This is a genomic window from Yinghuangia sp. YIM S09857, assembly GCF_051388915.1.
In the GTDB taxonomy this organism is placed as follows: domain Bacteria; phylum Actinomycetota; class Actinomycetes; order Streptomycetales; family Streptomycetaceae; genus Yinghuangia.
Genome location: NZ_JBPKBH010000001.1, coordinates 465,826 through 479,349 on the forward strand (window position 1 = coordinate 465,826; position 13,524 = coordinate 479,349).

At 71.7% G+C, this 13,524-nt stretch carries 8 protein-coding genes; 4 read left to right on the forward strand and 4 right to left on the reverse strand.

Translation table 11 applies throughout. The features are described from left to right. Positions 1-164 precede the first annotated feature (164 nt). The 3 genes from ACRX5S_RS02045 to pheT all read left to right on the forward strand — a co-directional run bounded on the left by ACRX5S_RS02045 (position 165) and on the right by pheT (position 5,119). A complete protein-coding gene (locus ACRX5S_RS02045; RefSeq protein ID WP_436770916.1) occupies positions 165-1,322 on the forward strand; it encodes an ATP-binding protein in 1,158 nt (385 codons plus the stop codon). A 156-nt stretch (positions 1,323-1,478) separates the two neighbouring features. After that, positions 1,479-2,600: a phenylalanine--tRNA ligase subunit alpha gene (pheS, locus tag ACRX5S_RS02050; protein WP_436770917.1), complete on the forward strand. Its 1,122-nt coding sequence runs from the start codon at positions 1,479-1,481 to the stop codon at positions 2,598-2,600. Next, the gene (gene pheT / locus ACRX5S_RS02055; protein WP_436770918.1) at positions 2,600-5,119 is read left to right on the forward strand and encodes a phenylalanine--tRNA ligase subunit beta; all 2,520 of its coding nucleotides are present in this window, start codon (positions 2,600-2,602) and stop codon (positions 5,117-5,119) included. Before pheS ends, pheT begins: the two co-directional genes overlap by 1 nt. A gap of 184 nt (positions 5,120-5,303) precedes the next feature. Here the strand turns inward: pheT and ACRX5S_RS02060 are convergent, their stop codons facing one another. From ACRX5S_RS02060 to ACRX5S_RS02070, 3 genes are all read right to left on the reverse strand, one after another. Further along, positions 5,304-6,104 (reverse strand): SDR family NAD(P)-dependent oxidoreductase, encoded by an 801-nt coding sequence (locus ACRX5S_RS02060; RefSeq protein WP_436770919.1) that lies wholly within the window; start codon positions 6,102-6,104, stop codon positions 5,304-5,306. Then, positions 6,101-7,972 carry an ArnT family glycosyltransferase gene (locus ACRX5S_RS02065; protein WP_436770920.1) on the reverse strand — a complete coding sequence of 624 codons (1,872 nt, stop codon included), beginning with the start codon at positions 7,970-7,972 and terminating at the stop codon, positions 6,101-6,103. Before ACRX5S_RS02065 ends, ACRX5S_RS02060 begins: the two co-directional genes overlap by 4 nt. Before the next feature lie 180 nt (positions 7,973-8,152). After that, positions 8,153-9,991: a hypothetical protein gene (locus tag ACRX5S_RS02070; RefSeq protein WP_436770921.1), complete on the reverse strand. Its 1,839-nt coding sequence runs from the start codon at positions 9,989-9,991 to the stop codon at positions 8,153-8,155. Positions 9,992-10,325: 334 nt separating this feature from the next. Here ACRX5S_RS02070 and ACRX5S_RS02075 point away from each other — a divergent pair, with 334 nt between their 5' ends. After that, positions 10,326-12,545 carry an NADP-dependent isocitrate dehydrogenase gene (locus ACRX5S_RS02075; RefSeq protein WP_436770922.1) on the forward strand — a complete coding sequence of 740 codons (2,220 nt, stop codon included), beginning with the start codon at positions 10,326-10,328 and terminating at the stop codon, positions 12,543-12,545. 138 nt (positions 12,546-12,683) lie between these two features. Here ACRX5S_RS02075 and ACRX5S_RS02080 read toward each other — a convergent pair whose 3' ends face one another. Beyond that, positions 12,684-13,424: a VOC family protein gene (locus ACRX5S_RS02080; protein WP_436770923.1), complete on the reverse strand. Its 741-nt coding sequence runs from the start codon at positions 13,422-13,424 to the stop codon at positions 12,684-12,686. Positions 13,425-13,524: the final 100 nt, after the last annotated feature.

Below are 13,524 nucleotides of genomic sequence, written 5' to 3' on the forward strand. Positions count from 1 at the left end.
TACGCCACGGGCGCGCCAGGAAATGTGGTCGCGTGACTGTCGAGCCTCGCGGCCCGTTGGAGTAGTGTGACCGGCCCGGAGCATCTGCTTCATAGGGGTATGCCATTCCGTGGGGGGCCCCGGAATGGTGTGACTCCTCGGCCGTGTGGGTCGGAAGGGGGCCGATGAACGTGGACGCGGATCCGTACGGACCGGGCGCGCTGGCGGGGCTCGGCGCGGACGCGCTGCCCGACGGCCTGGTCATCGCCGACGCCGCGGGCGCGGTGTGCCTCTTCAACGCGGCGGCGCAGCGCATCACCGGCATCCGGGCCGAGGACGCGCTCGGCAAACACCTGGGCGACGCGCTGCCGTTGGAGGACATCGACGGCCGCCGCTGGTGGGTGTGCACGGACCCGTACGGCGGGCTGGGCATCCGCACCCGCCAGCCCGAGCGCAATCTCGTGCTGAACGGGCGCGAAGTGCTGGTCACCGCGTCGTACGTGCGCGAGAACGGCGCGAACTCCCCGGTGACCCACGTCGCCGTGGCCCTGCGCTGCACGTCCGCGCGCCGCCGCGGCGAGCGCAACCACGCCGAGCTGATCGCGACCGTCGCGCACGAACTCCGCTCGCCGCTCACCAGCGTCAAGGGCTTCACCGCCACGCTGCTGCGCAAGTGGGAACGCTTCACCGACGAGCAGAAGCGCCTGATGCTGGAGACCGTGGACGCCGACGCGGACCGCGTCACGCGCCTGATCACCGAGCTGCTGGACATCTCGCGCATCGACTCGGGGCGCCTGCAACTGCACCGTGAGGTGGTCGACCTGCGCGAGGCGGTGGACCGCCACGTACGCGCGCAGATCGCCTCCGGGCAGCCGGAGGACCGTTTCCGCGTGCGCTGCGACGAAGCGCTTCCGCAGACCTGGATGGACCGCGACAAGCTCGACCAGATCCTCGGCAACCTCCTGGAAAACGCCGTGCGCCACGGCGCCGGAGCCGTCACCATCGAGATGGCCAGGACCCGCTTCGGGCCGGACGAGGGGGCCGGGTCCACCGGGGGCGAACCCGCGGGCGCCAAGCCCGCCGGTCCGGCCGAGGCGGCCGGCGACGAAGGGACGGAGATCACGGTGAGCGACGAGGGCCCGGGCATCCCGGACGAGTTGCTCGGCCGTGTCTTCACGCGCTTCTGGCGCGGCAACCGCCGCGGCGGCACCGGCCTCGGGCTCTACATCGTGAAGGGCCTCGTCGAGGCGCACGGCGGCACGATCGACGTCGGCCGTGCGGCGTGCGGCGGGGCCAGGTTCCGATTTCGCCTGCCCGCGGGCATGCCGGACGTTCTGGCCTGACCGCGGGCGGTTCCAGGTACGCGGCCCGAACCACCTAGACTCGACCCGTCGCCCCGTACTCTCCCGCGGCCCGACGCCGCGAAGCCGGAGTACGAGGCCGCCCGGCTTCGACCGGGGACCCGCGGGCGAGCATCCCTACAGGAGCACTGGAAGCAGATGTCGGCACCGAACAAGTCGTACGACCCGGTCGAGGTGGAGTCGCTGAAACCGGAGGAGGTCGACAAGGCGCGCGACGCAGCCCTGGCCGCGTTCGCCGCCGCCGGCGATCTCGACGCCCTGCACGAGGCGAAGATCGCCCACACCGGCGACCGCTCCCCGCTCGCACTCGCCAACCGCGAGATCGGCGCCCTGCCCCCGCACGCCAAGGCCGAGGCCGGCAAGCGCGTCGGCCAGGCCCGCGGCGCGGTCAACCAGGCGCTCGCGGCCCGCCGCGAGGAGCTGGAGGCGGAGCGCGACGCACGCGTCCTGGTCGAGGAGACCGTCGACGTCACGCTGCCGTGGGACCGCGCCCAGCGCGGCGCACGGCATCCGCTGACCACCCTCGCGGAGCGCGTCGGCGACGTGTTCGTCGCCATGGGGTACGAGGTCGCAGAGGGCCCCGAGGTCGAGGCCGAGTGGTACAACTTCGACGCCCTCAACATCGCCCCGGACCACCCCGCCCGCACGATGCAGGACACGTTCTTCGTGCAGGCCGCCGACGGCACCCCGGACTCCGGCGTCGTCCTGCGCACCCACACCTCGCCGGTGCAGATCCGCACGATGCTCACGCGCACGCCGCCGATCTACGTGATCTGCCCGGGCCGCGTCTACCGCACCGACGAGCTGGACGCCACGCACACCCCGGTGTTCGGCCAGGTCGAGGGCCTCGCGGTCGACAAGGGCCTGACCATGGCGCACCTCAAGGGCACCCTGGACCACTTCGCCGCGTCCATGTTCGGCGAGGGCCTGGTGACGCGCATGCGCCCGTCGTACTTCCCGTTCACCGAGCCGTCCGCGGAGGTCGACCTCCAGTGCTTCGTGTGCCGCGGCGCGTCGGTGGGCGACCCCGACAACCCGTGCCGCACCTGCCGGTCCGAGGGCTGGATCGAGTGGGGCGGCTGCGGCATGGTCAACCCGCGGGTGCTCGTCGCCTGCGGCATCGACCCGGGGGAGTACAGCGGCTTCGCCTTCGGCATGGGACTGGAACGCACCCTGATGTTCCGTCACAACGTCGAGGACATGCGGGACATGGTCGAGGGTGACGTGCGCTTCACCCTTCCGTTCGGGATGGAGATCTGATGCGGGTCCCGCTTTCTTGGCTGCGGGAGTACGTCGACCTGCCGGCCGGGGAGTCCGGCCGCGACGTCGCGGACAAGCTCGTCGCCCTCGGTCTCGAGGTCGAGACCGTCGACCAGCTCGGCAGCGACCTCAAGGGTCCGCTGGTGGTCGGCCAGGTGCTGGAGATCGAGGAGTTGGAGGGCTTCAAGAAGCCCATCCGCTTCTGCCGGGTCGACGTGGGCGACGCCAACGGCACCGGCGAGCCGCAGCAGATCGTGTGCGGCGCGACGAACTTCGACGTGGACGACAAGGTCGTGGTGATCCTGCCCGGCGGCGTGCTGCCCGGCGGGTTCGCGATCTCGGCGCGGAAGACGTACGGCAAGCCGTCCGAGGGCATGATCTGCTCGGCCCGCGAGCTGGGCATGGGCGATGACGCTGCGTCGAATTCAAAGGCGGGCGGCATCATCGTGCTGCCGATCGAGGTCGAGGTCGGTGCCGACGCGATCGAACTGCTCGGCCTGGTCGACGAGGTGCTCGACATCGCCGTCACGCCCGACCGCGGCTACTGCCTGTCGCTGCGCGGCGTGGCCCGCGAGGCGGCCATCGCGTACGGCATCCCGCTGCGCGACCCGGCGCTGCTGGACGTGCCCGCGCCGAACTCGTACGGCTACCCGGTGGCCGTCGAGGCCGCGGACGGCTGCCGCCGCTTCGTGGCGCGCACCGTCGTCGGCGTCGACCCCGCCGCGCCCTCGCCGCTGTGGCTCCAGCGCCGCGTGCAGATGGCCGGCATGCGCCCGATCTCGCTCGCCGTCGACGTCACGAACTACGTGATGCTCGAACTCGGCCAGCCGCTGCACGCGTACGACCGCGGCGCCCTCCAGGGCACCATCGGGGTCCGCCGCGCGCACGAGGGCGAGAAGCTGACCACGCTCGACGGCGTGACGCGCGTCCTCGACCGCGAGGACCTGCTGATCACCGACAACAGCGGCCCGATCGGCCTGGCCGGCGTCATGGGCGGCACGACCACCGAGATCGGCCCGGAGACGAGTGACATCGTCATCGAGGCCGCCAATTTCGACCCGGTGTCGATCGCCCGCACCGCACGGCGCCACAAGCTCGGCTCGGAGGCGTCGCGGCGCTTCGAGCGCGGTGTCGACCCCGAGGCCGCGCGCGCGGCCGCCCAGCGGGCCGTCGACCTGCTCGTGCTGCTCGGCGGCGAGGGCGCGGTCGCCGAGGCCGGGGTCACCGAGGTGGACGCGCCGCGCGAGCCGGTGCGCATCGGCATGGGCGTGGACCACCCGACCAACGTGGCCGGCATCGCCTACACCGCCGAGACCGTCGCGCAGCGTCTCCAGGAGGTCGGCTGCGCGGTCGAGGGCATCGACGCGCTGACCGTCACGCCGCCGACCTGGCGGCCGGACCTGACCGACCCGAACGACCTGGCGGAAGAGGTCATCCGCCTGGAGGGCTACGACCGCGTCCCGTCGTCGCTGCCGCAGGTCCCGGCCGGGCGCGGGTTGACCCCCGCCCAGCGCCTGCGCCGCCGCGTGGGCCGCGCGCTCGCGGGCGACGGCTACACCGAGGTGCTGAACTACCCGTTCGTCGGCGACGCGGTCCTCGACGCCTTCGGGCTCGACCCGTCGGACCCGCGCCGCGCCACGGTCAAGCTGGTCAACCCGATCTCCGACGAGGAGCCGGGGCTGCGCACCACGCTGCTGCCGGGGCTGCTCACCGCGCTGCGCCGCAACGTCGGGCGCGGCAACGCGGACGCCGCGCTGTTCGAGGCGGGCCTGGTGTTCCGGCCCAAGGCCGAGCGTCCGGTGGCGCCGCGGCTGCCGGTCGACCGGCGCCCGACCGACGCGGAGTTGGCGCAGCTCGCCGACGCGCTGCCCGATCAGCCGTACCGCGTCGCGGTCGTCCTCGCGGGCGAGCGCGCGCCGTCGGGCTGGTGGGGGAGCGGCCGGACGGAGAGCTGGGCGGACGCCGTCGAGGCCGCCCGTACCGTGGCCCGGGCCGTCGGCGCGGAGCTGACGGTACGCCAGGACCGGCACGCCCCCTGGCACCCCGGCCGCTGCGCGGTGCTGCTCGTCGGGGACACGGTCGTGGGCCACGCCGGGGAGCTGCATCCGCGCGTCGTGAAGGCGTTGCAGTTGCCCGAGCGGACCAGTGCGATGGAGCTGGACCTCGACCTTCTCACCGCGTCGCAGGACGCGCAGGGCGGCGAGCGCCTTGCCGCGGCGGGCCGCATCTCGGCCTTCCCGGTCGCCACGCAGGATGTCGCGCTGATCGTGGACGCGGCCGTCCCGACGGCCGAGGTCGAGGCGGCGCTGCGCGAGGGCGCGGGCGAACTGCTGGAGTCGCTGCGGCTGTTCGACGTCTTCACCGGCGAGCAGATCGGCGGGGGCCGCAAGTCGCTTGCCTACGCGCTGCGCTTCCGCGCGGCGGACCGCACGCTGACCGCCGAGGAGTCCACCGCGGCGCGCGACGCGGCGGTTGCCCTGGCGGCGGAGCGCACGGGCGCGGTCCTGCGCGGGGCGTGATCCGGGCGCGGCACCACTGAGAATTGAAAGACGCCGAGGGCCCCAGGAGTTCGCCTCCTGGGGCCCTCGGCGTTGCGGCGGACGATCGCACGCTGCCGCGATTGCCCATCTGCTTGAGCGCCACTCTTGTAACGCGGAAAGCCATGGGAGCGAACCCCCGGACGGCTGTGGCGCGTTGCGCGGCCTACTGCTGAGGGTCGTCGGGCCCGTAAGGGCGCAGGTGAAGGCGCCGGGCGTCCGTTTCGGCCAGTTCGTCCGCCCGGGCCGCAAGAGCCGTCAGGTCGTCCTTGCCCGCGTGGAGGAAGCGCCCGGACAGGGCGTCGAGGCGGCCGTGCGCGACGGCGACGACGGCGTCGAGGAACAGGTCGATGTCGTACCAGTCCGTCCGGCCTTCGAACATGTCCATGGCCGCGGTCATGTCCGTGGGGACGGCGCCCGGGGAGATGTCGAAGATGTAAACGCCGTGTTCGGCGAGCGGACCGGCAAGGGTGTCCGTCAGGCGCATGAGCGCGCCCTTGGACACCGAGTAGGCCGAGTAGTGCGGGTCCGGCCTGACCGCGAAGCCGCTGCCCAGGTTGACGATGCGGCCGTGGCGCCGCGCCACCATACCCGGCAGTACCGCCCGGTCGACGTTGGCGGGCCCGCGCAGGTTGGTCTCCACGACGTCCCACCACTGCGCGAAGTCGGCCTCCCAGAAGGGGACTTCCTTCGCATCGATGAGGCCCGCGTTGTTGACGACGAGATCCAGCGGGCCGAGCGCGGCCTCGGCCTCGCGCACCGCGCGGGCGACCGCCTGCGGGTCGGTGACGTCGGCGACGACCGAGGTGACGCGGGTGCCGCTGCGGGACAGGTCGGCGTGCGTGTCGGCGACGGACGCCGACGTGCGGCCCAGCAGGGCGACGGCCACGCCCTCGTCGGCCAGGCGCTCGGCGACAGCCCGGCCGATGCCGCGTCCGGCGCCGGTGACCAGCGCCGTCGCGGTCACGAGGAGTCCTTGCCGGGGGTGGTTTCGAGCGTGAACATTTTGTCCAGGTACCCCTCGGGGAGCTCGTCCACGCCGCACACCTGCTTCATCGCGTCGTGCGGGTTGTTCGGGAAGCGGAAGGTGGTGCGCTCGACCGAGCCGGTGAGGTTCTTCCAGAACCGCTTCCACGTCATCGGCTCGCTGACCGAGTCCTGCAACTCCTTGAGCTTCCCGCGGTTCTCGTCGCCGCAGGTGAGTGCGAACTTGGCCTGGGCGACCCGGAGCGGGTCGATGCCGGGCGGCAGGATCGCGTCGGTGGGCACGTACATCGCGAACAGCCAGGCGATGTCGAGCTCCTTCTCGTGGCCGGGGCGGCCGCGTCCGGTCAGCTCCTGGTGCGCGGCGAGCGGCGACGCGAGGCCGAGGATGTCGATGGACCGGCCGTCGAGGGGGACGGCCGCGCCGCTCATGCCCAGGTTCAGCCAGGAGGCGGCGTACGGCGCCGGGTCGTCGGGCTTGAGGGGGGTGACGTAGAAGCCGTCGTACCAGGGGTAGATCAGCACATGGGTGTGCTCGTCCTTGGCGACGCGCACCGCCTCGGGGAAGCGCGGGTAGTGTGCGAGGTAGTCGTCGGCGGTGACCGGGTGGGCGATGCCCATCGCGTCGACGTAGAAGCCGCGCTCGTCCGCGATGATCTTGTTGGGGCTGAGCCCGGTGTACGGCACGCGCAGCACGAAGCCGCAGATCAGCGCCCACACGACGACGGCACTCGCGACCGGCAGCGCGAGGCGGCCGGACGGCACGAGCAGGATCGGCAGCATCGCGACGAACAGCGCGGGCAGCAGCATGCGTGCGTGCATGAAGTCGCCGCCGACCTTGACGACGTACAGGCCCATGAGCGCGGCCACGACCACCGGCATCACGAACACGGCGGTGCGCCCGGCGTCCTCGCGCGCGGCGGCCTTGAGGCCGACCGGGCGGATCCGCACGACCAGCGTGGCGACGACCATCGCGCTGAGTGCCAGGATCGGGAGCCACAGGCCGTAGGGGGCGATGAAGTCGCGGGCGTACGTCCCGCCGCGCCGCCAGTCGCTGCCCGACGCCTCCTTCGCTATGGCCGGGAGCGGCAGCAGCACGCCGTAGTAGCCGGCCCGGAAGATTTCGTACGCGACCGGCAGCACCGCGGCGACGCCCAGGTGCGCGAAGACCGAGCGCAGGCGCGGGCGCCGGACGAACCACAGCGCGACGAGGAACCCGGCGCTCGCGATGGCGAGGTCGGGGCGCACCATCGGGCCCAGTCCGGCGAGCACGGCGAGCGGGTACGTGACGCGCGCGCGGCCGTCCTCCAGCGCGCGCACCAGCAGCCACCAGCAGCCCGCGGTCCACAGCGTGGTCAGGCCGGTCTCCAGGCCCGAGGTCGCGAAGTCCCAGATCGGCGGCAGCGCGAGGAGCACCGCGACGCCGGCCGGCAGCAGCAGGCGGCCGGGGGCGTACGGCTGGTAGAGGCGCCGAGTGGCGTCCAGCGCGATCGCGTAGCCGGCGGTCGCGCACAGCAGGCCGAGGTAGACCGCGATGCGGCTGATGTCGGCGCCGGTGACCCAGCCGACCAGGACGAGGAGCCACTGCCACACGGTGCTGGTGGACGCCTCGGCGCGCTCGCCCACGTTGTACACCGGGCCGTTGCCGGCCAGGATCTGCCGGACCGTGCGGGTGAAGATCAGGCCGTCGTCGCTGATCCAGCGCCGGGCGAACCCGAGGACGAGAATCACCGCGGTCGGCAGGACGACCATGAGGGTGTTCCAGCGCTTCGCCAGTTGCGTCCCGCGCGGGGACTCGTCCTGCGCGTGTCCAAGGCCGGTGCGCCGCGACAGCACACTGACGAGGCTCATGTTTCGGGGACTCCAGATGGGCCGGTGCGACGGGTGACGGGGGACGGGCATGGGGGACCCGGGTCTCGCGGGGATCACCTGATAACGCGCAGGTTACCGTCACGATAGCGGGTGGCGCGCTCCGTGGCGGGTACGGCCCGGCGCGGGTTCGCGCGCGCCGGGCCGCGTCCGTTTCCGGGCCTACTTGCAGAATTTCTTCTCGGCTTCGATGGGGTCGGCCGGAATGCGCAGGGTCGTGCGGTCGTAGGCGCCTGTGAGGTTCTTCCAGAACCGCTCGAAGGACATCGGCTCGGTGACCGAGTCCATGAGCTCCTTGACGTCGCCGCACTCCAGGGTGTGCTTGGCGGCGGCGATCTGGTCCTGTGGGGCGACGCCCGGCGGGATGTCCTTGAACGAGGCCGGGTCGACGTACATCGCCACCGCCCAGGCCACCGGCAGCAGCTTCTGGTGTCCGGACGGCGAGGGGTGGGTCTGTTCGATGTGCGAGCCGATCGGGTTGGACAGCCCCCACACGTCGACCACGATGCCGTCGATCGGCACGACCGCGCCGCCCACGCCGAGGCGGCCGATCACCAGGCCGACGGGGTAGTCGAGGTCCTTCCGCAGGGTGAGGCCGTCCGGGGCCATCCGGCTGAAGAACCCGAAGTTCGGGTCGAACACCATGATCCGCTCGCCGTCCTTCAGGGCGTGCACGATCTGGCTGTACGTCTTTTGCAGGGTGCGCACGTGCGGCTGCTGGCTGACCGGGTGCTCGGACTCCGTCCACCGCAGGTACATGTCGCGCTCGTTCCATACCTGCGGCAGGAAGATGCCCTGGACGTGCGGCGAGGTGACGTACCCGGTGCGCTGGAAGCCGCCGGTGAACACGGCCCAGGCGCACAGGGCCGCGACCACCGGGGTGGTGAGCCGGGTGAAGGGCGTGAGCGCGAGCGGGAGGACGGCCAGCAGCATCACCGGCATCCACATGCGGCCGTGCATGAAGTCGCCGCCGACCTTGATGACGTACAGCCCCTGGAACGCGGCGCACACCAGGGGGGTGAGCGCGACGATCAGGGTGCGCCGGGCGGGGCGGATGCGCAGTACGAGGATCACGATGAGCGCGACCAGCAGCAGCGCGGGGATCCACAGGTCGTACGGCTTGACGTAGTCCTTGAGGTAGATCCACCCGCGGTCCCACGGCGACTCCGACGCCTCCTTGGTGAGGGCGGGCATCGGGAAGAGCAGGCCGTAATAGCCCATGCGGAAGATCTCGTAGGCGACCGGCAGGATCCCGGCGGCGACGAGCATGCCCGCGCAGCGCTTCCAGTTCGCCCGGGTGAGCAGGGCGAGGGAGACCAGGAAGATGAGCATGGTCAGCCCGAGGTCCGGCCGGACCAGCGGGCCGAGGCCGACGTACGCGCTGGTCAGCAGCAGTCTCCGCAGACTGGTGTCCTCGGGCTCGCGCTGCCAGACCGAGGTGAGCAGCGACCAGGACGAGCCGACCCAGAAGATGATCAGGCCGGTCTCCATGCCCGCGGTCGTGAAGTCCCAGACGGACGGGACGGCAACGAAGACCAGGGCCCCCGCGGGCAGCAGGAAGCGCGCCGACGTCGTGCCGCGGTAGAGGCGGCGGGTGCCGTCCAGGGCCAGCCACATGCCCGCCACGGAGAGCGCGAGGCCGAGGTAGACCGCGGTGACGGCGAGCTGCCAGGGACTGATCCAGTCGAAGGCGACGAGGAGCCACTGCCACGCGGTGCTGGTGGAGGTCTCGGTGCGCTCGCCGATGTTGTAGACGGGGCCGTTGCCCTCAAGGATCTGCCGGACGGCGCGGGTGAAGATGAGGCCGTCGTCCGTCATCCACCGCTTCTGCCAGCCCATCACCGCGAGGATGACCGTGGGTATCGCCATCACGACCAGGTCGGCCGGGCGCACCGCGCGCAGCCGGGTCTTGAGGCGTCCGCCGAAGGTTCCTGAGGCCTGGGACGGGGACTCCGGAGGCGTGGTCTCGATCCGGTGGTCCGATCCGAGGGGAGTGGTCACTTCGTCTCGTTCGTCTCTGGGCGCGCAAGCTGCCGCGCGACGGTCGGGGTTCGGCGCCGTGCGCACAGTGCTGCGGACGGGCGCGTGGCGGTGCGTGGAAAGGCCAGATTCTAACGTAGGACGCCCAGGTCACGGGCGCGTGGCCGGGGTCTCGTACGGGTTGTTCGGTGGCGGGGAATTACCCGTCGGTTGTCGGCTTGATCCCCGTCTGGGGGGTCCGCGCGCGAGGTTCGGCCGAACGGGCGGCGGGTGCGGGCGGGGCCCTGTCGAGGTGGTGCCGTTCACGGGATATCTTGATGTCGAGCAATGTTGCAGACGTGGAGCGGAGCACCCGGTGACTGACTCGACCATCATCTATACGCACACCGACGAGGCCCCGGCCTTGGCGACGTACTCCTTCCTGCCGGTCATCGAGGCCTACGCCTCGACGGCCGGCGTCGCGGTCGAGACCCGCGACATCTCCCTGGCGGGCCGGATCATCGCCGGCTTCCCGGAGTACCTGGAGGAGGGGCAGCGTATTGATGACGCGCTCGCGGAGCTGGGCGAGCTGGCCAAGACCCCCGGGGCCAACATCATCAAGCTGCCGAACATCTCGGCGTCCATCCCGCAGCTCCGGGCCGCCATCGCCGAGTTGCAGCAGCAGGGCTACGCGCTTCCGGACTATCCGGACGACCCGCGGACGGACCAGGAGAAGGACGTCCGCGCGCGCTACGACAAGGTCAAGGGCAGCGCGGTCAACCCGGTGCTCCGTGAGGGCAACTCGGACCGCCGAGCTCCCGCGTCGGTGAAGAACTTCGCGAAGGCGCACCCGCACCGCATGGGCGCCTGGACCCCCGAGTCGAAGACGAACGTCGCCACCATGGGCGCCGACGACTTCCGCGCCACCGAGAAGTCCGCCGTCGCCGCCGCGGACGGCTCGCTGCGCATCGAGCTCGCCGCCGAGGACGGCACGACCACAGTGCTGCGCGAGTCGGTGCCGGTGCTGGCGGGCGAGGTCGTCGACGCGTCCGTCATGCGCGTGGCGCAGCTCAACGAGTTCCTGGCCGCCCAGGTCGCGCGGGCCAAAGCCGAGGGCGTCCTTTTCTCGGTGCACCTGAAGGCCACGATGATGAAGGTCTCCGACCCGGTGATCTTCGGCCACGTCGTACGCGCCTTCTTCCCCAAGACGTTCGCGCGCTTCGGTGACACCCTCGCCGCGGCGGGCCTGACCCCGAACGACGGGCTCGGCGGCATCCTCAAGGGCCTTGAGTCGCTGCCCGAGGGCGCCGAGATCAAGGCGTCGTTCGACGCCGAGATCGCCGAGGGCCCCGCGCTGGCGATGGTCGACTCGGACCGCGGAATCACCAACCTGCACGTGCCGAGCGACGTCATCGTCGACGCCTCGATGCCGGCCATGATCCGCACGTCCGGCCACATGTGGGGCCCGGACGGCGAGGAGGCCGACACCCTCGCGGTGATCCCGGACAGCAGTTACGCCGGGATCTACCAGGTCGTCATCGACGACTGCCGGGCGCACGGCGCGTACGACCCGGCGACGATGGGCTCGGTGCCCAACGTCGGCCTCATGGCCCAGAAGGCCGAGGAGTACGGCAGCCACGACAAGACGTTCGAGATCGCCGCGGCGGGCACGGTACGGGTCGTGGACGCGTCCGGCGCGGTCGTGCTGGAACAGCCGGTGCAGCCGGGCGACATCTTCCGCATGTGCCAGACCAAGGACCTGCCCATCCAGGACTGGGTCAAGCTCGCCGTCACCCGCGCCCGCGCCACCGGCGACCCGGCGGTGTTCTGGCTCGACGCGGACCGCGCGCACGACGCGCAGCTCATCGAGAAGGTCCGCAAGTACCTGCCGGAGCACGACACCTCCGGTCTCCGGATCGAGATCATGGCGCCCGTCGACGCGATCGCGTTCTCGCTGGAGCGCATCCGCCGCGGCGAGAACACCATCTCGGTCACCGGCAACGTGCTGCGCGACTACCTGACCGACCTGTTCCCGATCCTCGAACTGGGCACCAGCGCGAAGATGCTGTCGGTCGTCCCGCTGATGAACGGCGGCGGCCTGTTCGAGACGGGCGCTGGCGGCTCGGCGCCCAAGCACGTGCAGCAGCTGGTCAAGGAGAACTACCTGCGCTGGGACAGCCTGGGCGAGTTCCTGGCCCTCGCGGTCAGCTTCGAGCAGCTCGCGCAGACCACCGGCAACGCCCGTGCGCAGATTCTCGCGGACACCCTCGACCGCGCGACCGGCACGTTCCTCAACGAGAACAAGTCGCCGGCGCGCCGCGTGGGCGGCATCGACAACCGCGGCAGCCACTTCTACCTCGCGCTGTACTGGGCGCAGGAGCTGGCCAAGCAGACCGAGGACGCGCCCCTCGCGGAGGCGTTCGCGGCGCTCGCCAAGACGCTGGCGGAGCAGGAGCAGACGATCAACGAGGAGCTGCTCGCGGTCCAGGGCTCCCCGGCGGACATCGGCGGCTACTACCAGCCCGACCCGGCGAAGGCGGCCGCGGTGATGCGGCCGTCGGCGACCTTCAACAAGGCGCTGGCCTCGCTCGCCTGAGGCGGGGTGTCGGCTTGGGGCCGGCAGGGCCGAGAGACGTGAACCGGGCGCCCCGGACGGCTTTTCCGCCGTCCGGGGCGTTCGTCGTTCGGGCTGTCGGTGCGCGGGGCGGTCAGTGTGGGGTGTCTGTGTGGGGCGTCAGTGTGGGGCGAGGACGCAGAACTCGTGCCCCTCGGGGTCGACCAGGCAGGTCCACGGGACGTCGCCTTGGCCCAGGTCGAGGTCGGCGGCGCCGAGGCGGCGCAGCCGTGAGACTTCGGCGGCTTGGTCGTCGCCGGGGGCCGGGAGCAGGTCGAGGTGGACGCGGTCTGGCGCGTCCTTCCCGTCGGGCGTGCGGATGAATTCGAGGTACGGGCCGCCTCCCCGGGCGGCGCGAAGCCGGGCGAAGCCGTCGTCCACCTCGTGCGTGCACCAGCCGGTTGCCTCACCCCAGAACAGGGCCATGCCCCGCGGGTCGGCGCAGTCGACGACGATCGCGGCGATCGGCCCGGTGTCGCGGTAAATCTCGCGCGGCTCCAGCACGCAGAACTCGTTGCCCTCCGGGTCGGTGAGCACGGTCCACGGCACATCGCCCTGGCCGATGTCGGCGTGTGCGGCGCCGAGTTCGAGGAGGCGTACGACCAACTCCGCCTGATGGGCGGCGGAGGTGGTGGCCAGATCGAGGTGTAGCCGGTTTTTGGCCGTGCCCTTGGGTTCGGGAACCGGCACGACGTCGATACCGACGGCAACCGGATCCGGCCACACGAATTCCTCGGACGGCCCGACGTAGCTCGTCGCGCCGGGCCGGAACGCGGTCCACCCGAGCGCCGCCGCCCAGAACGCCCCCACCGCCACAGCGTCGATGGCCTTGATGTTCACCTGAACAGGTCGCAGCGCCATGCCGCCGATCCTAAGGTCGCGTCTTCGAATTTTCGTGGGCCCTGAGGGGCCGTCGCGCGGGGGCGGCGAGGCGGTGTGGGGGGACGCTCCCACGGCATCC